General features: G+C 72.4%; 18 protein-coding genes. 16 read left to right on the top strand and 2 right to left on the bottom strand.

Features of this window, described 5'->3' with window-relative positions:
- Positions 1-74 precede the first annotated feature (74 nt).
- Complete coding sequence (locus BJP40_RS30055; protein WP_071283864.1) at positions 75-671, bottom strand: acyltransferase; 597 nt, start codon at positions 669-671, stop codon at positions 75-77.
- 457 nt (positions 672-1,128) lie between these two features.
- Between BJP40_RS30055 and rplU the strand changes: the two genes are divergently transcribed.
- The 11 genes from rplU to BJP40_RS30000 all read left to right on the top strand — a co-directional run bounded on the left by rplU (position 1,129) and on the right by BJP40_RS30000 (position 15,587).
- Positions 1,129-1,449, top strand: coding sequence for a 50S ribosomal protein L21 (gene rplU / locus BJP40_RS30050; protein ID WP_071273604.1), 321 nt, complete (start codon positions 1,129-1,131; stop codon positions 1,447-1,449).
- A 14-nt stretch (positions 1,450-1,463) separates the two neighbouring features.
- Complete coding sequence (gene rpmA / locus BJP40_RS30045; RefSeq protein ID WP_071273601.1) at positions 1,464-1,718, top strand: 50S ribosomal protein L27; 255 nt, start codon at positions 1,464-1,466, stop codon at positions 1,716-1,718.
- Positions 1,719-1,881: 163 nt separating this feature from the next.
- Positions 1,882-3,318, top strand: a complete 1,437-nt coding sequence (obgE, locus tag BJP40_RS30040) for a GTPase ObgE (RefSeq protein WP_071283861.1) — start codon at positions 1,882-1,884, stop codon at positions 3,316-3,318.
- 233 nt (positions 3,319-3,551) lie between these two features.
- Positions 3,552-5,741 carry a glycosyltransferase family 4 protein gene (locus tag BJP40_RS30035; protein WP_071283858.1) on the top strand — a complete coding sequence of 730 codons (2,190 nt, stop codon included), beginning with the start codon at positions 3,552-3,554 and terminating at the stop codon, positions 5,739-5,741.
- A gap of 263 nt (positions 5,742-6,004) precedes the next feature.
- The gene (locus BJP40_RS30030) at positions 6,005-7,504 is read left to right on the top strand and encodes a bifunctional cytidylyltransferase/SDR family oxidoreductase (RefSeq protein WP_071283855.1); all 1,500 of its coding nucleotides are present in this window, start codon (positions 6,005-6,007) and stop codon (positions 7,502-7,504) included.
- A gap of 147 nt (positions 7,505-7,651) precedes the next feature.
- The gene (locus BJP40_RS30025) at positions 7,652-9,880 is read left to right on the top strand and encodes a hypothetical protein (protein ID WP_071283852.1); all 2,229 of its coding nucleotides are present in this window, start codon (positions 7,652-7,654) and stop codon (positions 9,878-9,880) included.
- A 367-nt stretch (positions 9,881-10,247) separates the two neighbouring features.
- Positions 10,248-11,399: a glutamate 5-kinase gene (gene proB, locus BJP40_RS30020; RefSeq protein WP_079171574.1), complete on the top strand. Its 1,152-nt coding sequence runs from the start codon at positions 10,248-10,250 to the stop codon at positions 11,397-11,399.
- Positions 11,400-11,522: 123 nt separating this feature from the next.
- Positions 11,523-12,083, top strand: a complete 561-nt coding sequence (locus tag BJP40_RS30015; RefSeq protein WP_071283847.1) for a hypothetical protein — start codon at positions 11,523-11,525, stop codon at positions 12,081-12,083.
- Positions 12,084-12,235: 152 nt separating this feature from the next.
- Positions 12,236-13,537 (top strand): glutamate-5-semialdehyde dehydrogenase, encoded by a 1,302-nt coding sequence (locus BJP40_RS30010; protein ID WP_071283844.1) that lies wholly within the window; start codon positions 12,236-12,238, stop codon positions 13,535-13,537.
- A gap of 107 nt (positions 13,538-13,644) precedes the next feature.
- A complete protein-coding gene (locus BJP40_RS30005) occupies positions 13,645-14,199 on the top strand; it encodes a hypothetical protein (RefSeq protein ID WP_071283842.1) in 555 nt (184 codons plus the stop codon).
- A gap of 227 nt (positions 14,200-14,426) precedes the next feature.
- Positions 14,427-15,587, top strand: a complete 1,161-nt coding sequence (locus BJP40_RS30000; protein ID WP_071283840.1) for a hypothetical protein — start codon at positions 14,427-14,429, stop codon at positions 15,585-15,587.
- Between the two features lie 257 nt (positions 15,588-15,844).
- On the opposite strand, the gene BJP40_RS29995 is transcribed toward BJP40_RS30000, so the two are convergent.
- Positions 15,845-16,930: a M48 family metallopeptidase gene (locus BJP40_RS29995; RefSeq protein WP_071267337.1), complete on the bottom strand. Its 1,086-nt coding sequence runs from the start codon at positions 16,928-16,930 to the stop codon at positions 15,845-15,847.
- Positions 16,931-17,189: 259 nt separating this feature from the next.
- On the opposite strand from BJP40_RS29995, the gene BJP40_RS34755 reads away from it, so the two are divergent.
- The 5 genes from BJP40_RS34755 to BJP40_RS29975 all read left to right on the top strand — a co-directional run bounded on the left by BJP40_RS34755 (position 17,190) and on the right by BJP40_RS29975 (position 20,976).
- A complete protein-coding gene (locus tag BJP40_RS34755) occupies positions 17,190-17,354 on the top strand; it encodes a hypothetical protein (RefSeq protein WP_175499874.1) in 165 nt (54 codons plus the stop codon).
- Positions 17,355-17,406: 52 nt separating this feature from the next.
- A complete protein-coding gene (nadD, locus tag BJP40_RS29990; protein ID WP_071267339.1) occupies positions 17,407-18,027 on the top strand; it encodes a nicotinate-nucleotide adenylyltransferase in 621 nt (206 codons plus the stop codon).
- A gap of 19 nt (positions 18,028-18,046) precedes the next feature.
- Entirely contained in the window at positions 18,047-19,777 is a 1,731-nt protein-coding gene (locus BJP40_RS29985) for an LCP family protein (RefSeq protein WP_071283838.1), read from the top strand.
- A gap of 102 nt (positions 19,778-19,879) precedes the next feature.
- Positions 19,880-20,326 carry a ribosome silencing factor gene (gene rsfS, locus BJP40_RS29980; protein WP_071267347.1) on the top strand — a complete coding sequence of 149 codons (447 nt, stop codon included), beginning with the start codon at positions 19,880-19,882 and terminating at the stop codon, positions 20,324-20,326.
- Entirely contained in the window at positions 20,323-20,976 is a 654-nt protein-coding gene (locus tag BJP40_RS29975) for a histidine phosphatase family protein (RefSeq protein WP_071283835.1), read from the top strand. Before rsfS ends, BJP40_RS29975 begins: the two co-directional genes overlap by 4 nt.
- Positions 20,977-21,091: the final 115 nt, after the last annotated feature.

Here is a 21,091-nt window from a genome sequence, read left to right as displayed (position 1 = left end):
TCGTGAACCCCTTTCTATAGGCATGCGGGCAGGAGCTTACCGCCGCACACGCCACTTCACGTTCTGTGTCCAGTTCAGCGCTCGGTGAGAACGCCGTCCTTCTCTTCATACACGGCACCGGTCTGCGGGCAGTCCCACACCCCGGTCCCGTCCTCGCGCTCCACCAGCCGCACACCCGACCGGCCGACCCAGCCGATCCGGCGCGCCGGGACCCCGGCGACCAGCGCGAAGTCCGGCACGTCCCTGGTCACGACCGCGCCGGCGGCCACCATCGACCAGCGGCCCACCCGCACCGGCGCCACGCACACGGAGCGGGCGCCGAGGGAGGCGCCCTCCTCCACCTTGACGCCCACGGCCTCCCAGTCGCCGCCGCGCTTCTGATTGCCCTCGGGGTCCACCGAGCGGGGGTTGTGGTCGTTGGTGAGGACCACCGCAGGGCCGACGAACACGCCGTCGCCCAGCTCGGCCGGCTCGTACACGAGGGCGTAGTTCTGCAGCTTGACGTTGTCGCCGATACGGACACCGGTGCCGACGTAGGCGCCGCGCCCGACGACGCAGGCCTCGCCTAGCCGCGCGCCCTCCCGGATCTGGGCGAGCTCCCAGACGCTGCTGCCGGCTCCGATCTCAGCGGTCTCGTGGACCTGGGCGGTGGGCTGGACCCTGTAGTTCACTGTCTGCGTCTCTTTCCGGGCGGAAATCGGGAACGGGAACGGCGGCACGTTTCGGGCCGAGCATACGCGTCGAGCACCCGCCGGCCGTGCCGCCCCTGCCGGGCGGGAGGCCCCGGACGGGCGGCCGGGACGGAGCGGCGGGGAGGGTGCGGCAGCAAGGAGGAGGGCGCCACAGGGGCGGCGGTCGCCTGCCCGGCGCCCGCCGTGCGGGGCGCTTGCCCGGCACCCGCGGCGCCCGGGCGGGCGCCACTGCCCTCGGAGGCCCCGGTTTGACCCGTCCGGGGCAGGCCCGTAACCTTGACCGTCGGCATGTCTGCATACATGCCAACCTCTGAGCACCTCCCTCCCGGCCCCGGGTCGGGAGAGGCCGTCCCAGACCATCCGGTCCCGCCGCAGGCCCTGCCCGCGTGGGCGGCTGGCGTCAGGGGTTCACCCGAGCGAGGAAAGAGAGATCCGCGTGTACGCCATCGTGCGCAGCGGTGGCCGCCAGCACAAGGTTGCTGTCGGTGACATCGTTGAGGTTGACAAGATTTCCACTGCCAAGGTTGGCGACACGGTCGAGCTCTCGACCCTGCTCGTGGTCGACGGCGACGCCGTGACCAGCGACCCGTGGGTGCTGGCCGGCATCAAGGTCGAGGCCGAGGTCGTGGACCACCACAAGGGCGCCAAGATCGACATCCTGCGCTACAAGAACAAGACCGGCTACCGCCGTCGTCAGGGTCACCGTCAGCAGTACACCGCGCTGAAGGTCACCGCGATCCCGTCGGCCGCGAAGTAAGGGACTGAGGAGACATGGCACACAAGAAGGGCGCATCGTCCACCCGGAACGGTCGCGACTCCAACGCTCAGCGGCTCGGCGTGAAGCGCTTCGGCGGTCAGGTCGTCAACGCCGGTGAGATCCTGGTCCGCCAGCGCGGCACCCACTTCCACCCGGGCGCGGGTGTCGGCCGCGGTGGCGACGACACGCTGTTCGCCCTGCAGGCCGGCGCGGTGCAGTTCGGCACGTTCCGCGGCCGCAAGGTCGTGAACATCGTTCCGGTCGCCTGACCGGACGCATCACTTCGCGAGGGCGGGCCCCTCTTCCCGTGCGGTGCACTCCGCACGGGAAGCGGGTCCGCCTTTCGCGTGTTACAGCTGAGGCGACGCCCGGGACGACCGCCGGCGTCGCACGCACGCAGAGACATCCCCGCACTGCTGGAGGCACCCCACCATGACCACCTTCGTGGACCGCGTCGAGCTGCACGTCGCCGCGGGTAACGGAGGCCACGGCTGCGCCTCCGTGCACCGGGAGAAGTTCAAGCCGCTCGGCGGCCCCGACGGCGGCAACGGCGGCCGCGGCGGCGACGTGATCCTCGTCGTGGACCAGTCCGTCACCACGCTGCTGGACTACCACCACTCGCCGCACCGCAAGGCCACCAACGGCAAGCCCGGCGAGGGCGGCAACCGCTCCGGCAAGGACGGCCAGGACCTCGTCCTGCCGGTGCCGGACGGCACCGTGGTCATGGACCGGAACGGCGAGGTCCTCGCCGACATGGTCGGCCACGGCACCCGGTTCGTCGCCGCCCAGGGCGGCCGCGGCGGCCTCGGCAACGCCGCACTGGCCTCGGCCCGCCGCAAGGCCCCCGGCTTCGCGCTGCTGGGCGAGCCCGGCGACGTCCTCGACATCGTCCTGGAGCTCAAGACCGTCGCCGACGTGGCGCTGGTCGGCTACCCCAGCGCCGGCAAGTCCTCGCTGATCTCCGTGCTCTCCGCCGCCAAGCCGAAGATCGCGGACTACCCCTTCACGACCCTGGTGCCCAACCTCGGCGTGGTCACCGCCGGCTCCACCGTCTACACCATCGCCGACGTCCCCGGTCTCATCCCCGGCGCCAGCCAGGGCAAGGGGCTCGGCCTGGAGTTCCTGCGCCACGTCGAGCGCTGCTCGGTCCTCGTGCACGTCCTGGACACCGCCACGCTGGAGTCGCAGCGCGACCCGGTCTCCGACCTCGACATCATCGAGGAGGAGCTCCAGCAGTACGGCGGACTCGACGACCGGCCCCGCATCGTCGTCCTCAACAAGATCGACATCCCGGACGGCCGCGACCTCGCCGAGATGGTCCGGCCCGACCTGGAGGCCCGCGGATACCGCGTCTTCGAGGTGTCGGCCGTCGCCCACCAGGGGCTCAAGGAGCTGTCGTACGCCCTCGCCGACATCGTGGCCGCCGCGCGCGCCGCCAAGCCGCAGGAGGAGGCGACCCGTGTCGTCATCCGCCCGAAGGCGGTCGACGACGCCGGCTTCACCGTGACCCGGGAAGGCGACGAGCTGTTCCGCGTCCGCGGTGAGAAGCCGGAGCGCTGGGTGCGCCAGACGGACTTCAACAACGACGAGGCCGTCGGATACCTCGCGGACCGCCTGAACCGCCTCGGTGTCGAGGAGGAGCTGATGAAGGCCGGTGCCCGCGCCGGCGACGGCGTCGCCATCGGCCCCGAGGAGAACGCGGTCGTCTTCGACTGGGAGCCGTCCATGATGGCGGGCGCCGAGATGCTCGGCCGCCGAGGCGAGGACCACCGCTTCGAAGCGCCCCGGCCGGCCGCCCAGCGCCGCAGGGACCGTCAGGCCGAACACGACGAGGCGCAGCGGGAGTTCGACGAGTTCGACGCCTTCTGATTCCCAGACGCGGCCGCCTGCGGCCGGCTCTGCGCGGCAGTCTCGCCTCGATGCGGACTGCCGCGCTGTGCGTTGTCCGGGCCGTCGGGACAGCCCGGCGCAGGGAGCAGCACGGATTCCGTGCGGAGGATGCACGTAACCGAAGCCTCCGCGCACTGAACCATCCGGCTGCCTTCCCCGTCTAGCTCTCGGGGCGATGCTCGACGCCCCGACTCCCGGCTGACAGGGCCCTGATGAAGATCTCCTTCCTCATCCACACGATCTACGGGATCGGCGGGACCATCCGCACCACGCTCAACCTCGCGGAGGAACTGGCCGCCCGGCACGACGTGGAGATCGTCTCGGTCTTCCGGCACCGCGACATCCCCCTCTTCTCCATCGACCCCCGCATCACCGTCGTCCCCCTCGTCGACACCCGCCCCTCCTCGCCCACCTGCGAGAAGCATCACCCCGACCAGCTGACGCCCGCGGCCTTCTTCCCGCGCGGCGAAGCGCGGTACGCGGAGTACAGCAAGCTCACCGACGCGCGCGTGCGCGCCCACTACGCCACGTCGGACGCCGACGTGGTGATCGGCACCCGGCCCGGGCTCGTCGCCTACGCGGCGCAGTTCGCCCCCCGGGGCGCCGTGCTCATCGGGCAGGAGCACATGACGCACCATCACCACAAGGCGGAGCTTCGCGAGGAGATACGCCCCCACCTGGAGGCGCTGGACGCCTTCGTGACCGTTTCCGAAGGCGACGCGGCGGTCTGGCGCGAGCAGATGCGGCTGCCCGCCACCCGCGTGCTGTGCATCCCCAACAGCGTGCCCGCACCGATGGTCGCGCCCTCCGACCAGTCGAGCACCACCGTCGTCGCGGCGGGCCGCCTCTCCAAGGAGAAGCAGTACGACGTGCTGATCACGGCCTTCGCGAAGGTCGCCGGGGCGCGGCCCGCGTGGACCCTGCGCATCTGTGGCTGGGGGCCGGAGAAGGCGAGACTGCGCGCCCGCATCGACAGACTGCGGCTCCACAACCACGTCTTCCTCATGGGCCCCCGCGCGCCCATCGAGCCCGAGTGGGCCAAGGGAGCCATCGCCGCCTCCACCTCCCGCCACGAGTCGTTCGGCATGACCCTCGTCGAGTCGATGCGATGCGGCGTCCCCATGGTCAGCACCGACTGCGACTACGGCCCCCGCGAGATCATCGAGGACGGCGAGGACGGCCTGCTCGTGCCCGTCGGCGACGCCGACGCCGTGGCCGAGGCGCTGCTGACCCTGATCGACGACGAGGACCTGCGCCGCAGCATGGGGCAGGCCGCCCTGCGCAACGCCCGCCGCTTCGACCCGGGCGCCGTCGCCGCACAGTACGCCGACCTCTTCGCCGCACTCGGTGCGGGCCCCCACCCCGCCGCCCCGGCCCGCGGTACGCGTACGGCCTCCACCGGAGGCGGCGGCTCACCCAAGGAGTCGCGCGCGGCCCAGGACCGGGCGGACGACCCGGCAGTCGGCGGGCCACCTCACGAGGAGAAGCGGGCGGCCCAGGGACGGGCAGGGGACGGCACCGACGGCTTCACACCGCTCGCGGACGCCGTCGCCGAGTCCGACGGATCGATCTCCGTGACCCTCGTCACCCCACCCGGCGGCGCGGCCCGCCACGACGGGCTGCGGCTCGTGTGCGTCCCGCACGCCGGACCCGCCAGGACGCAGGCCGCCGCCGAGCGCACGTACGCCTTCGACAGCGGCGGCACGGCCACCATCCCGGCCGGCGACGACTTCGCCGAAGGCACCTGGGTGTGCCACGCCGCTCATCCCTCCGGCGGGCCGCACGTACCCGTCACCGCGCGCTCCGCGGACCAGCGCGGCTCCACGGACGCGGCCCGGCGGCTGCGGCCCGGCTCCCCGGTGCGCCACCTCGTCCCCCACCGCCGCTCACCCGAGCCGGTGCTGGAGATCCGGGCCTGGTCCCGTGACGTCCACGCCGAGGCAGGCGACATCCACGTCACCCGGCACGACATCACCGTCACCGGACGCCTCCACGGCGAACCGGGCCGCACACGCACCCGACCGCAGGTGCTGATGCGCCTGGCCGGCAGCGACCACGAGGTCACCGCCGACGGCTGCTGGCTGCCCGACGGCGGCTTCCGGCTGCCACTGCCGCTGACCGGACCCGTCGAACAGCACGTCGGCACGGCACCCGACACCTGGTCGTTGTGGCTGCGCCACGCCGACGACCGGCCGCCGCTGCGGATCAGCCGGATCCTGGACGACATCGTCGCCAAGGCCGACGTCCTCACCTACCGGCCCGCCGCGCGCCTCAAGCCCCGCCCGCTGCTGTTCCTGCGGAGGGCATGGCGCAAGCTGCGCGGCCGGAAGCAACTCGTGGTCACCATGACGGCCTTCTACGACCGGGACAACGCGCTCCACGTCCGGGTGCAGGACCGGTAGGCGGTCGCGGAAACCGGGGCCGGCGCACGCGGGACGCGGCCGCCGGGCAGACCCGACGCACACGAAGCCCCACCGAACCGTGTGCTTTGCCTCACTTCGCACCCCAGTGCGCCGCATCTCCCTTTACCACAACGGCACCTGGTCGTTTCGTGAACAGTCCGTGTCCACCGGGTTGTCCGTGGCTGCCGCCCGCCTTGCACGGCGGTCACGGAGAGTGCGACTATCAGCCCGTTCCCCCAGCGATACCAAGGTAGGTCGTCTCCGTGTCCGTGCCGCATGAAGCCAAGACCCGCACCACCGCAGTCGTGCTCGCCGGGGGCACCGGTCAGCGGGTGGGCCTCGCGATCCCCAAGCAGCTCCTGAAGATCGCGGGCAAGGCCGTCATCGAGCACACCCTGACGATCTTCGAGCAGGCCGAGTCCGTCGACGACGTGATCGTGCTGATGGCCCCCGGCTTCGTCGGCGACATCGAGAAGATCATCGCCAAGGCGGGGCTCACCAAGGTCACCAAGGTCATCGAAGGCGGAGCCACCCGCAACGAGACCACCGAGCGTGCCATCGCCGCCCTCGGCGAGGGCCTGGCCGACGGCGAGGACCTCAACGTCCTCTTCCACGACGCCGTGCGCCCCCTGCTCTCCCAGCGCGTCATCAAGGACTGCGTCGACGCCCTGGAGCGCTACCAGGCCGTGGACGTCGCCATCCCCTCCGCCGACACCATCATCGTGACCCGCACCCACGGCGAGGACGGCGAGTTCATCACCGACGTCCCCGACCGCTCCCGGCTCCGCCGCGGCCAGACCCCGCAGGCGTTCAAGCTGTCCACCATCCGCAGGGCGTACGAAGTCGCCGCGGGCGACCCCCACTTCCAGGCCACCGACGACTGCTCCGTCGTCCTCAAGTACCTGCCGGACGTGCCGATCCACGTCGTGCCGGGCGACGAGTACAACATGAAGGTGACACAGCCCGTCGACGTCTTCATCGCCGACAAACTCTTCCAGCTCGCCTCCACCGCCGCCCCCGCCCAGGCCGGCGAGGAGGCCTACCGCGAGCAGCTCACCGGCAGGACCGTCGTCGTCTTCGGCGGCTCCTACGGGATCGGCGCCGACATCGCCCGCCTCGCCGAGCAGTACGGCGCGTCCGTGTACGCCCTCGGCCGCTCCACCACCGGCACCCACGTCGAGAACCCCCAGCACATCGAGGACGCCCTGGCGAAGGCGTACGCGGAAACGGGCCGCGTCGATTACGTCATCAACACCGCCGGCGTCCTGCGCATCGGCAAACTCGCCGAGACCGACGGCACCACCATCCAGGAAGCCCTCAACGTCAATTACCTGGCGCCGGTACACATCGCCCGCGCCTCCTACAAGTACCTGGTGGAGAGCAAGGGACAGCTGCTGCTCTACACCTCCTCCAGCTACACCCGCGGCCGCGCCGAGTACAGCCTGTATTCGTCCACCAAAGCCGCCATGGTCAATCTCACCCAGGCCCTCGCCGACGAATGGGCCGGCGACGGTATCCGCGTCAATTGCGTCAACCCGGAGCGCACCGCGACCCCCATGCGGACCAGGGCTTTCGGGCAGGAACCCGCCGGCACCCTGCTGTCCTCGGAAGCCGTCGCCCGCACCTCCCTCGACGTGCTCCTCTCCGAACTGACCGGCCACGTCATCGACGTACGGCAGCAGGACCCCACCGCCGGCGCCAGCGCCGCCTCGGGCTTCGAGCAGGCCCTGGCCGCGGTCCTTGACCGACAGGAAGATGTGTAATACTCGCGAGTCGTGAATTCCCGGGCCCCCGCGTCACAGCCGAATTCGACGGCCGACCGGGGGCCCGAGCAGTGAAGCCCCACCTTCACGGAACCGACGCCTTGTGAAAAACACCGGCATCCCTCTTGGATCTGGAGCAGGTTCTACGTGATCTCAACCGCCATTCGCCTGGCCCGCGTGGGCAGTGGGGCAGAGCTGGCCGCAGCCGTACTCCTCCTCGGAGTCGGCTTCCCGTGCGTCCTGCTCGCCGCGCTGCTCCCGAACCCCTGGCTGTTCGCGGCGGCCGGCGCCGTGACGTACCTCGCCGACTGGTACCTCCACCAGAAGCGCAGCCGCCTGACGAGACTCCTCGGCCGCGTACACCTCGGCACCTCCCTCCGCTTCCTGCTGCGCCAGCTCCTGCTGATCCTCCTCCTGGCCCGCGAGGGCCTGGCCGAGGAGCCGGTCTTCTACGCCGCGGCCGGCGGATTCCTGCTCTTCTACGCGGCGCAGGCCCCGCACGGCGCCCTCACCCACCTGATCCTGCGGCGCCGCACCATGCCGGTCGTCACCCGCAACGTCGACCTGCACGCCGTGCGCATCGCCGACGCGCCGCCCCGGGCACTCGTGCACCGCGCCGCCGAGAAGATGCTGTACCTCGACGTCCCCGCCGTCGCCGGCGTCATCACCGCGGCCGTCACCGGCCGGGCGGTCGCCGCCTACGCCGGTGTCGCCGCCACCCTGGGCCTCGCCGCCCTCTACACCCTGCTCCTCGTGCCGTACCTGCGGCGCGGGCGCCGCGCGCCCGGCGCAGGCGCCGTCTTCAAAGCCGTCGACACGTGGCTGCGCGAGTACCAGCCCACCGTCGCGCTCTACTTCTCCGGCTCCGCCGACTCCGCCTACCAGGTCAACATGTGGCTGGAGACCCTGGAACAGATCGACGGCCGCCCCGTCATCGTCATGCGGGAACGCAACCTCGTGGAGCAGCTCGGCGACACCTGCGTACCCGTCCTGTGCGTGCCGGGCGCCCAACACCTCATGGCCATGGACCTGCCGTCCATCCGCGTGGCGCTCTACCCGGCGAACGTCGGCAAGAACATCCACCTGCTGCGCGTCCCCACCATGAAGCACGTCTTCATCGGCCACGGCGACAGCGACAAACTCGCCAGCGTCAACCCGTTCTCCAAGGTGTACGACGAGGTGTGGACCGCCGGCCGCGCCGGCCGCGACCGCTACGCCCTCGCCGACGTCGGGATCCGCGACGAGGACATCGTCGAGGTCGGCCGCCCCCAGCTCGCCCCGATCCAGCCGTGGACGGGCACGCCGAAGAACCCCATCCCGACCATCCTCTACGCCCCCACCTGGGAGGGCTGGGACGGCAACCCCGGCAACACCTCGCTCCTCCTGGCCGGCGAGAACATCGTCCGCCGGCTGCTGGAAGCCGACAGCCCCGTCCGCGTCCTGTACAAGCCCCACCCGTTCACCGGCCTCGTCAACAAGAAGGCGAAGGCCGCCGACGCCCGCGTCAAGGCCATGATCGCGGCCGCCTCGGCCCGCCGCGCCGCCGACCCGCGCTGGGCGAAGGAGGCCGCCGCAGCGCAGGCCGGCCAGGCCGCCGCCCGAGCCGAGCTGGCACGCATCGAGGCCCGCCTCGCCACCCTCGCCCGCCACGGCCGCCCCGGCGCCGACGAGGCCGAGACCTCGCGCACCTCCCTCGCCGACCCGCAGCGCCTCGCCGAGACCAAGCGGCTGCGCGCCGCATGGAACGACGCCTACTGGCGCTCCTTCGGCTGGTGGGAGCACAAGGTCATCACCGGCGCGGAACCGCGGCTCTACGACTGCTTCAACGAAGCCGACGCGCTGGTCTCCGACATCTCCAGCGTGGTCTCCGACTTCATCGCGAGCGGCAAGCCGTACGCCGTCACCGACTCCGCCGAGGTCGGCGTGGAGGAGTTCAAGCAGCAGAACACCGCGGTCCGCGCAGCGGTCATCCTGAGCAACGGCGCCGCCGAGATCGACGCGCTCCTGGCCGCCGTGGCCGACCCCGCCGCCGACACGCTGGCCCGGGACCGGCGCGACCTCAAGTGCTACCTGCTCGGCCCCGACGAACCCACCTCCACGGAACGGTTCAACGCCGCCGTACGCGACCTGGCCGCCAGGGCGGAAGCCCGCAACCAGCGCGTCGCCCAGCGCCTCGCGGGCCAGCCGCTCGGCGAACTCGACCGCGAGGACGGCGCCGCCTCGGTGTCCCCCGAGGGCGGCGTGGACGTCCCCGGCCCCTCCGGCGAGCGCGTGAAGGCCCGGAAGAACGGCAGCGGAGACCCCGAGGCCGACGCGGAGATGGAGCAGGCAGCCAAGGCCGCGGCCGACGACGCAGAAACCACACCGGTCGCCTGACCAGGAGCTCCGCCGGCCCCCAGGACCGGCGGAGCCCGCCGACAGCCCCGCAGCCCGCCGGCCCGCGCGGTCCGCTGAACCGCGACGGTGAGCCTCTCGGGCCGTGCGGTGCGCGGTCGACACGGGTCCCACGACGGGCCCCCCACCGCCGCCACGAAGCGGCCCGCCACCGCACGCCCCACCGCCGGGCGCCCCTCACCGCACGCCCCGCCGCCGGGCGGCGCACGCCCGGCGGCGGGGCGACCCCGACGCAACGCTCCTGCCGCTGCCCGGCAGCCGACCCCTGGCCCCACGCCCTGTCCATCCGGCAGTCCAGTCGGTGGGATGCGGCGCCATCGATCATCGTGCCTCGCGTAGATTCACCCCCGTGACAGTGGCAAGGCAGCAGGTGACGGAAGCCCGCAGAATCGTCGTCAAGGTCGGCTCGTCCTCGCTGACCACCGCATCGGGAGGGCTCGACGCCGACCGGGTCGACGCACTCGTCGACGTCCTCGCGAAGGTACGCGGCGGCAGCCCCACCGAGGGACCGGCCCGCGAGATCGTCCTCGTCTCCTCCGGCGCCATCGCCGCCGGACTGGCACCGCTCGGGCTCACCCGCCGCCCCCACGACCTCGCCCGGCAGCAGGCCGCCGCCAGCGTCGGCCAGGGCCTCCTCGTCGCCCGGTACACCGCCTCCTTCGCCCGCTACGGCGTACGCGTCGGCCAGGTCCTCCTCACCAGCGACGACATGAGCCGCCGCGCCCACTACCGCAACGCCTACCGCACCCTCGACCAGCTGCTGACCATGGGCGCCTTCCCCATCGTCAACGAGAACGACACCGTGGCCACGGACGAGATCCGGTTCGGCGACAACGACCGGCTCGCCGCACTCGTCGCCCACCTGGTCCGCGCCGACCTGCTCGTCCTGCTCTCCGACGTCGACGGCCTCTACGACGGCGACCCCAGCCGCCCCGGCACCTCCCGCATCGAGGAGGTGCGCGGGCCGGAGGACCTCGCAGGCGTCGAGATCGGCTCGGCAGGCAAGGCGGGCGTCGGCACCGGCGGCATGGTCACCAAGGTGGAGGCGTCACGGATCGCCGCCGAGGCGGGCATCCCCGTGGTCCTCACCTCCGCCAGCCGGGCCGCCGACGCCCTCGCGGGACGGGACACCGGCACGTACTTCCACGCCACCGGACGCCGCTCCGCGGGCCGGCTGCTGTGGCTCGCCCACGCCTCCGCACCGCAGGGCTCCCTGACCCTCGACGACGGCGCGGTACGAGCCGTCGTGCACGGCAGGAAGTCGCTGCTGCCCGCCGGCATCGCCGCCGTGGACGGCGACTTCGGCGCCGGCGACCCCATCGAACTGCGCGACACCGACGGCCGGCTCGTCGCCCGCGGACTGGTCAACTTCGACGCGAAGGAGCTCCCGCAGCTGCTGGGACGTTCCACCCGAGACCTGGCGAAGGAACTGGGTCCGGCATACGAGAGAGAAGTCGTACACAGGGACGATCTGGTCGTCCTGCACCCCTGGAACGGCTGAAAGTAGCGTCAACCGGCCGGGACCTTCACCAAAACCGCCCCACGCCCCGCCCGGGACTGGTCAACTTTGTCCGGGGGGTAAGGCGGGGTGACGGCAAGACAACACATCAACAGGAGGCCGCCGGTGAGACGAGCGCGCCCTGGGGCCGGGCCCCGCGGGACGACCGAACGTGCCTTGACGAGTGTCGAGGCGGGGGCGGATTTCGACGAAGCCGGGCACCGCACGGTCACCGGCGCGGACGACGCCCGGAACACCGCGCCGACCCCGTACGTCAGGGACACCGGCGGCGCACGGGGCCCACGAGGCGCCCAGGAAGCCGCAGCCGCCGCACCCGACCGGCCCGTGTCCCGGCTGTGGCACATCACGCTCAGCGTGTCCGGCGAAGAGGCCCCCCTGAACGATGTCCGGCGCGCCCTCGAACAGCTCGCCCACGACCACCCCTTCCTGCTGACCAGCAGATACGCCGCCGACCACGCCGAAATCCGCTACTGGGAGGAGGCCCGCGACCTCCACGACGCCGCCGCCGTGGCGCTCCGGCTCTGGGGCGAGCACCGGCACAGCGCCAACCTGCCGCCGTGGGAGATCGTCGGGCTGGAGGTCATCGACCGCGAGACCTACCACCAGCGCGTCGCCGAGGGCTACGGCCCACCCCCGGCCTCCCCGGTCGGCGTCCACCCCTACTGAGCGCCCCCACCGGCCGCCTCGACCGACCACCGCCGCCGGCCCCCCGACCGCCTCGCACCGGCGCCGGGGAAACCCGCCCCGGCCGTCTCGCGGATCGGGACAGGGCAGGACAGGGGAGGGAGCCCGCCCCGCGAGCGCATTACCCTGCGAATATGACCTCGCACTCCGCCTCCCTCCCGCTCAACCCGTACGACGACATGTCACCGGTCACCCAGGCCGCCTACCGCGCCCGGGCCGCCGCCGCGGAGATCGCACCGCTGCCGCGCGCCCCCAAGGACGACGCGCTGCTCGCCATGGCCGACGCCCTGGAGGTCCGCACCGCCGAAATCGTGCAGGCCAACGCCGAGGACGTGACGAAGGCCCGGGAGGCCGGCACCAGCGAATCGGTCATCGACCGGCTGACCCTCACCCCCGAGCGGGTCCGGGCCATCGCCGCCGACGTCCGCCACGTCGCCGCGCTGCCCGACCCCGTCGGCGAGGTCGTCCGCGGCTCCACCCTCCCCAACGGGCTCGACCTGCGCCAGGTCCGCGTCCCGCTCGGCGTCGTCGGCATCATCTACGAAGCCCGACCGAACGTGACGGTGGACGCCGCCGCCCTGTGCCTGAAGGCCGGCAACGCCGTCCTGCTGCGCGGCTCCTCCTCCGCGTACGCCTCCAACACCGCACTCGTGCGGGTACTGCGCGACGCCGTCGGCGGCGCGGGGCTCCCCGCCGACGCCGTGCAGCTCGTGCCGGGGGAGTCCCGCGACTCGGTGCGCGAGCTGATGCGCGCCCGCGGCCTCGTCGACGTCCTCATCCCCCGCGGCGGCGCCTCCCTGATCCGCACCGTCGTGGAGGAGTCCACCGTCCCGGTCATCGAGACCGGCACCGGAAACTGCCACGTCTACGTCGACGCCGCCGCCGACCTCGACATGGCCGTCGACATCCTGATCAACTCCAAGGCGCAGCGCGTCAGCGTCTGCAACGCAGCCGAGACCCTCCTCGTCCACCAGGACATCGCCGCGGAATTCCTGCCGCGCGCCCTGGACGCACTCGCCGAGGCCGGCGTCACCGTCCACGGCGACGAACGGGTCGCGGCCTACGCCGACGGCTCGAAGGCCGAGGTCGTCCCGGCCACCCCGGAGGACTGGGAGACCGAGTACCTCTCGCACGACATCGCCGCGGCCGTCGTCGACTCCCTGGACGCCGCCGTCGCCCACATCCGGCTCTGGACCTCCGGCCACACCGAGGCGATCGTCACCACGTCCCAGGCCGCCGCCCGCCGCTTCACCCAGTTGGTGGACTCCACCACGGTCGCCGTGAACGCGTCGACCAGGTTCACGGACGGTGGCGAATTCGGCTTCGGCGCCGAGATCGGCATCTCCACCCAGAAGCTCCACGCCCGCGGGCCCATGGGCCTTCCGGAGCTCACGTCGACGAAGTACATCGTCACCGGCGACGGTCACACCCGGTAACCAACAGGGCCCCGGGGGCGACGCCACCCCGGGGCTGCCGGGCCGGCGGGCGGGGAAGCTTTCCGCTCTCCCTTCCCAAAGCCCCCTCACGGGTCTACGCTGAGCGTGTGCCGGACGACGTGGGGGGCAGGCCGTTCCCGGACGGCTGGGAGCCCGACGACGACCGCGGAGGCGCCGACGAGGACTTCGCCTCCGTGGTGTTCGACGAGGACTTCGTCCGTGCGGCCCGGTTCCACGAACCCACCGCCGTCGAGAGGCTCGTCGCCGCCGCCCAGGCACGCGGCAGGCGCACCGCCCAGGACAGCGCCCCGCACGGCCTCCACGACCCGTACGCCCCTGCCGGGCACCCCGGCGGCCACGGCGACGACCCGTACGGCTCCGCCCGCACCCACGACCCGTACGGCCCCTACGGCGGCGCCCTGCGCCCCTACCGGCCGGGCGGCCGCTGGTACCGGCCCGTCGCATGGATCGTGGCCCTGCTGATGGGCCTCGGCATGGTCGTCCTCGCCCTCAGCGCCGTGTACCGCAGCGCCTCGTCCGCCGACCGGGACGAGCAGATCCCCGCACCGGCGACGACGGACCTGCCGCCGGGTGACGGCGATGCACTACGGGGGCCCGCCCCCGCCCCCCCACCCCCCGCCACCCGTCACTCCGCCCCCTGACCCTCCGCCCGCTCCCCGCGGGGCGGGCGTGGTCCGCGGTCCGGCTCCGGCCACTGTGTGGGGGCCGCGCGCGGTCCGGCCGCGGCCGCGCTCCCCAGCGGTCTCGTGCCCCCGGCCCGCCGCATGCGAAGGCCGCTCCCCAGGGCGGGGCCAATCGCTGAGCCGTCCGCCGCAGTTGGCGTCCGTCGAAGCGTTTACGGGGGCCCCGCCGGACCTACCCTCAAGGTATGGCAGGGAGTGTCGACCCGCCCGACGGGACACCCGACGGCACACCCGAGGGTCGCCCCGGCGGTGGAGAGGACGAGTACCGGTCCGTCGTTTTCGACGAGTCGTTCATCCGGGCTGCCCGACTACGGGAGCTGTCCGCGCAGGAGCGCCTGGAAGGCCGGAGCGGTGACCCCGTCCGTCATCGGACCGACGGTTCGGGACAGGGACCGGGCGACGGCCGCGGCGGTGACCGGGACGACGGTCCTGTGCCGCCGAGGAGGCAGCGGCACGGATCCCGCACAGGCGCTCTCGCCCTGGTCCTCGTCGTCGCCATGATCTTCGCTGCTGCTGTGCACCTCGCTTCCCGGGGACCCCACGGCCCCCCGTTCGACCAGCCGGCCCAACCGGCCCGCATGTCCGTCGTCGCCCTCGCCCCGCAGGGTCCCGTCCCGGGTGGGACCCCCGCCGAGCTGTACACCCGCGCCCCCGCGGCCCAGCACCGCACCGGGGCCGCGGGCGTCACCCTGCCGCCCGCCCGGAGCACCGCCCACTTCACCCAGAGCCAGGTGCTTGCCGCCCTCAGTACGGCGAAGGACTACCTGGTGCAGTCGTCCCTTGACCCGGACGTTCTGAGCGGCAGCACCGACCGCCCGGTACGGCTGCTCCTCGACCCCGACCAGCTGGCGCAGTTCGACCGCAGCCTCGACCGCCCGGCCACGGACGGCCGGCACACCGTAGGAGGCTGGCTCGTGCGGTTCGACCCGGACCGCGTGGTGCTCGCCGACCCGGAGGTGCGGGTCCACGGGACGCTCGGGTACACCGAGACCTCCGCAGACGAACTGGAGGTGGTCTCGCAGCACACCTTCACCTACGCGCTCCGTCCGGTGTCCTCCGACACCGGCGCGGAGGACGCCTCCCTGTTCACCGTCCGCCGCGAGCTTCGCTTCCACTTCGACCGCGAGGACCTGCGCCTCCACCGCGCCGAGCTGGTCACCAGCAGCCTGTGGGCGGGCCCGCTGGACTGTGCAGCCGACCTGTCCGGCAGCCTGAGTCCTCTCCTCGCGGGTCAGCGGGCGACCTCGACCACCGCACCGGCCACCGACCCCTACGGGATGGCCCCGGCCTCGGCCGCACCGGCCTGTGCCGCCCTGGCCCCCGACGCCCAGCCCACGCCTCCATGAGCCGTGCGCCGGAGCACCGGCGGTTCCGCGGCGGGCAGGCGGTGACGCCCGTGCCGTGTTCCTTACCTGAGCCGGCGTGCCCGTCGTCACCGCACGCGCGTGCCGCCGTGAGGACCACCGGAGGCCCCGCGGAGGCACGCCGGGGTCCCCGGGAGGCGCGCGGCTGTGTCGGCGGCACCATGCCCGGCGAAGCTGTAGCCGCCGCGCTCGGGCGACTGCCGTGGCGCCACCGGGGGCGCCCGGGGCCGGTGCCCGCCTCAGGCGTTCCCGGCGCTCCCGTTGCCGCTGTCGCCGTTGCCGGTCCCTGAGGGGCGCGACGGGCCCCCGCCGGTGAACTTCTCGAAGAGTTTGCCCCCGAGGTCGCCCGCGCCGCCGGCTATGTCGCCGACCAGCTTCATCAGCGGATCCTTGCTGCTGCGCACCGAGTCCGCGTAGTGGCTCGCCGACTCGCGGACGGAGTCCGTCACCGACGTGTCCTTGTCGTCCGAGCGCTTCGCGTAGTGGCCGTCCATGATCCGCTGGTAGTCGCGGCTCTCCGCCCACTTCTTCAGTTCGGCCGCCCGGACCGTGGTGAAGGGGTGTGTGCGGGGCAGCATGTTGAGGATCTTGAGGACGGAGTCCCGCAGGTCGCCGCCCGCCTCGTACTCCTCCGCCTGCGCCAGGAAGGCGTCGACGTTCATCTCGTGCAGGTGGTGGCCGCCGGCGAGCTTCATCAGGCCCCGCATGGACGCCTGGAGGTCCTGGCCGACCAGCAGGCCGGCCCGGTCGGCCGACAGCTCCGACTTGCGGAACCACTCCCGCAGCGCCGCGACGATCGCCGTGATCGCCACATTGCCGAGGGGGATCCAGGCGACCTTCAGGGCCAGGTTGGTGAGGAACAGCAGCACCGTGCGGTACACGGCGTGGCCCGACAAGGCGTGGCCCGCCTCGTGGCCGACGACCGCCCGCATCTCCTCCTCGTCGAGGAGTTCCACCAGGCCCGTGGTGACCACGATGATCGGCTCGTCCAGGCCGATGCACATCGCGTTGGGCTTCGGGTCCTGCGTGACGTACATCGCCGGGACCTTCTCCAGGTCCAGGATGTAGCAGGCGTCGCGCAGCATCTCGTGCAGCCGCGCGAACTGGGTCTCGCCGACCCGTACCGAGTCCGACAGGTACAGCAGGCGCAGGCTGCGCTCGGGCAGGAGGCCGCTCACCGCCTTGAACACGGTGTCGAAGCCGCTGAGCTTGCGCAGGGCGACCAGGGCGGAGCGGTCCGCCGGATGTTCGTAGGCCCGGGAGGAGATCCCGGGGAAGCGCGCGCGGCGACGGCTCGGCACGCCCTCGTGGCCGGTCTCGGTCATGGAAGCCCCCTGTTTCGTGCGAGATGCGAGAGGTGTCTCGTACGACACCCAGCGTAGGCGCTGCCGCCGTCAGGCCGTCGGGCCTGTGGACAACCGCCTGTGGACAACGGTCGGGCGGAGACCGCCTGCGGTACCGGGGCCCCGGCGGGGTGAGGGTCGGACGGACACAACGACCACGTCGGCGTGAGCGTGCCCGCGGGCCCCGCATACGATGTGCGCGAAGTCTCCGCTCCCACCCCGATGGATAGGTCTTCAGACGATGAACAGCCTGCACTCCGCCGCTGCCGACCTGGTCGCCCTCGCTCAGGGCTCCGAGCACGGCGGCAACCACGACAGCCTCAACCCCTATGTCACCGGCGGCGGCGCCCTCCTCGTGCTGCTCCTGATGCTGTGGGTCACCACCCGCTTCAACCGCGACCGCTGAGCCGGTGAGCGCCGGGACCGGCCGCACCACCGTGCCGTTAGGCTCTGCACGCATGGGAGAGCAGCAAGTGCCGCGGAGCTCCGGCAAACGCCGACTCGGCGTGATGGGCGGGACGTTCGACCCGATCCACCACGGACACCTGGTGGCCGCCAGCGAGGTGGCCGCCTTGTTCCACCTGGACGAGGTCGTGTTCGTGCCGACCGGACAGCCGTGGCAGAAGTCCCACAAGACGGTCTCGCCGGCGGAGGACCGGTACCTGATGACGGTCATCGCCACGGCGTCGAACCCGCAGTTCTCGGTCAGCCGCCTCGACGTGGACCGGGCCGGCCCGACGTACACGATCGACACGCTGCGCGAGCTGCGCGCCCTCAACCCCGACACCGACCTGTTCTTCATCACCGGCGCCGACGCGCTGTCCCAGATCATGCCGGGCTGGCGCAACGCCGAGGAACTGTTCTCCCTGGCGCACTTCATCGGGGTCACCCGCCCGGGCCACGACCTGTCGGACGACGGGCTGCCCAAGGGTGGCGTGTCCCTGGTGGAGGTGCCCGCCCTGGCCATCTCGTCCTCCGACTGCCGCGCGAGGGTCGCGCACGGCGACCCCGTCTGGTATCTGGTGCCGGACGGTGTGGTCCGCTACATCGCGAAGCGCCAGTTGTACCGCGGCGAGTGAGCCACGGAGAGGGGCACCGGTGAACGACCAGAACCACCCGTACGACCCGTACTACACGCCGCAGCCGCAGATCATCGGCTACGACGAGTACGGGCAGCCGGTGTACCAGCACGCCGAGCCGCAGCAGCCCTACGGCGAGCCGTACGCGGGGCAGCCGTACCCGCCCCAGGCCCCGCAGCAGGGCTACGGCCAGTCCTACGACTCCTACGACCCGTACGGCCAAGCCGCTCCGCAGCAGCCCTACACGCAGGGCCAGGGCTACGGCTACGACGGCTACGGCTCCGGGTACGGGACGCAGTCCTGGCAGGACCCGCAGCCGGCGACGCAGCACCCCCAGGAGCCTCAGCCGCAGCAGCAGACCCCGCAGGTCCACGAGACGCCCCCCAGGCCCCAGGCTCCGCCGCAGGCCGCCGTACCGGAACCGCGCAGACCCGCCTCCGCGCCTGACGGGCCCGGCCGGAGGGGTGACGGGGCCGCAGGTGACGCCACCGACTACCGCACGGAGCAGTTCTCCTTCGTCGAGGAGCCGGACGAGGACTCCGAGGACGTCATCGACTGGCTGAAGTTCACCGAGAGCCGCTCCGAGCGCCGCGAGGAGGCCAAGCGCCGGGGCCGCAACCGGGTCGTCGCGCTCGTCGTGGTCCTCGCCCTCGCGCTCATCGGCGGGGTCGGCTACCTGTGGAACGCGGGCCTGCTCCCCGGTCTCTTGCAGGGCGGGGACCGCAAGGGCGGCGGTACCGCGACCGGGCCGCAGAAGCGCGACGTGATCGTGCTGCACCTGCACGACACCAAGGACCAGGCCACCTCCACCGCCCTGCTGGTCAACAACGAGACCACCAGGCAGGGCACCACCGTGCTGCTGCCCAACGCGCTGGCCGTGGGCAACGACGACGGGACCAGCACCACGCTCGCCAAGTCCGTCGAGGACGACGGCTCCTCCGGCACGCGCGAGGCCGTCGGGACGCTGCTCGGCACGAAGATCACCGGCACGTGGCGCCTGGACACTCCGTACCTGGAGAACCTCGTCGAGCTGGTCGGCGGCATCGACCTCACCACGGACGCCGAGATCCCCGCGGAGAAGAAGGGGGACCCGCCGCTGGTCGCGAAGGGCGAGAACCAGACGCTCGGCGGGCGTGCCGCCGTCGCGTACGCCACCCACCGCGGCTCCGGGGAGTCCGAGGCCCAGCAGCTCCAGCGGTTCGGCCAGGTCGTCCACGGGGTCCTGCGCAAGATGTCGGACGACCCCCAGAGCGCGACCATGACGATCCAGTCGCTTGCGCAGATCCTCGACCCGTCCCTGCCCGAGAAGGACCTCGGCGCGTCGCTCGCCAAGCTGGCCGAGTACGCCAAGGCCGGCGACCACAAGACGGCGCTGCTCCCCGTCCAAGGGGACGGGCGGCTCAGCGAGGACGACAGCCGCAGCGTCGTGCAGGACATCCTCGGCGGCTCCGTCAAGGCGACCGAGCAGGGTTCCGCGGTCCGCGTCGCGGTCCGCAACGCCACCGGGAAGGCCGACACGTCGGAATCGGCCCGCATCGTCCTCGTCAACGGCGGGTACGCCGTCGTCGACAACGGCTCGGCGGACACGGCCGGCTCGTCGGAGGTCCTCTACCTCGACGAGGCACGCAAGCCGATGGCCGAGGAGGTCGCCAAGACCCTCGGTCTGCCCGCCGACGCGGTGAAGAAGGGCGAGGCGTCCGGGAACGCCGATGTCACCGTCGTCCTGGGAGGCGACTACAAGGGCCGATAGGGGACGGGGGCCCCGAGGTGGCCGGAAGCGTCACGGTGTGCGGTGCCTCCGGCGCCCCATGAGACCCTTGAGGTGTCCTTGACCGACGACGAAAGCCTGCTTGTGACCGCCACCGACCGATCCATCGCGCTTGTGAACGCCGCCGCTCAGGCGGCCGCCGACCGGCTCGCCCACGACATCATCGCCTACGACGTCAGCGACGTGCTGTCGATCACCGACGCCTTCCTCCTGGCCTCCGCGCCCAACGACCGCCAGGTCAAGTCGATCGTCGACGAGATCGAGGAGCGGCTCCTGAAGGAGCTCGGCGCCAAGCCCGTCCGCCGCGAGGGCGACCGGGAGGCCCGCTGGGTGCTGCTGGACTACGTGGACATCGTCGTCCACGTGCAGCACAGCGAGGAGCGGGTCTTCTACGCCCTGGAGCGGCTGTGGAAGGACTGCCCCGAGCTGGAGCTGCCCGAGGACGCCGTGCGCACCCGGGGCAAGGCCGCCGAGCACGCTCGGCTCACCGGCGCGGACGCCGCCGGCCCGGACGGCGGTGAGCTCAGCTGAGCGCCGACAGGGGCGGCAGGGGTCGCCGTATCGTCCTCTGGCGCCACGGCCAGACCTCGTGGAACCTTGAGCGCCGCTTCCAGGGCAGTACGGACATCGAGCTCACCGAGACGGGTGTCGCGCAGGCCCGCCGGGCCGCCCGGCTGCTGGCCGCCCTGAAGCCCGACGCGATCATCGCCTCGGACCTGCGGCGTGCCGCGGCGACCGCCGCAGAGCTCGCCGCGCTCACCGGTCTTCAGGTGAGCCACGACTCCGCGCTCCGGGAGACGTACGCCGGGGTGTGGCAGGGGCTCACCCATGAGGAGATCCTCGAACGGCACGGCGACGAGTACCGGGCGTGGAAGCGCGGCGAACCGGTCCGGCGCGGCGGCGGCGAGCTGGAGACCGAGGTCGCCGACAGGGCCGCACCCGTGGTGTTGGAGCACGCCGAGAAGCTGACCGGTGACGGCACGCTCGTCGTGGTCAGCCACGGCGGCACGATCCGCACCACCATCGGCCGGCTGCTGGATCTGGCGCCCCGCAGCTGGGAAAGCCTGGGAGGCCTGTCCAACTGCTGCTGGTCCGTCCTCGGCGAGGGCGCCCGCGGCTGGCGGCTGCTGGAGCACAACGCCGGCACGCTCCCCGAGCCGGTCCTCGGTGACGACGACTGAGCGCTGCCAGGGGTGGCCGACCCCTGGCGGCCGCTCGTGCCGCGCGCCCGCCGGCGGCCCCGTCGGCACCGTCCGAGCCGGATTTCCCTTCCGGGCGGGGGACAGGCTAAAGTTC

Source organism: Streptomyces sp. CC53 (assembly GCF_001865245.1).
In the GTDB taxonomy this organism is placed as follows: domain Bacteria; phylum Actinomycetota; class Actinomycetes; order Streptomycetales; family Streptomycetaceae; genus Streptomyces.
Note: the sequence above shows the minus strand (reverse complement) of the source record. Positions and strands in the feature narration are given on the sequence as shown.

Coding starts and splice junctions, on each gene's coding strand:
- rpmA (WP_071273601.1), top strand. CDS start 1,464: ATGGCACACAAGAAGGGCGCATCGTCCACCCGGAACGGTCGCGACTCC.
- obgE (WP_071283861.1), top strand. CDS start 1,882: ATGACCACCTTCGTGGACCGCGTCGAGCTGCACGTCGCCGCGGGTAAC.
- BJP40_RS30035 (WP_071283858.1), top strand. CDS start 3,552: ATGAAGATCTCCTTCCTCATCCACACGATCTACGGGATCGGCGGGACC.
- BJP40_RS30010 (WP_071283844.1), top strand. CDS start 12,236: ATGACCTCGCACTCCGCCTCCCTCCCGCTCAACCCGTACGACGACATG.
- BJP40_RS30000 (WP_071283840.1), top strand. CDS start 14,427: ATGGCAGGGAGTGTCGACCCGCCCGACGGGACACCCGACGGCACACCC.
- BJP40_RS29995 (WP_071267337.1), bottom strand. CDS start 16,930: ATGACCGAGACCGGCCACGAGGGCGTGCCGAGCCGTCGCCGCGCGCGC.
- BJP40_RS34755 (WP_175499874.1), top strand. CDS start 17,190: ATGAACAGCCTGCACTCCGCCGCTGCCGACCTGGTCGCCCTCGCTCAG.
- nadD (WP_071267339.1), top strand. CDS start 17,407: ATGGGAGAGCAGCAAGTGCCGCGGAGCTCCGGCAAACGCCGACTCGGC.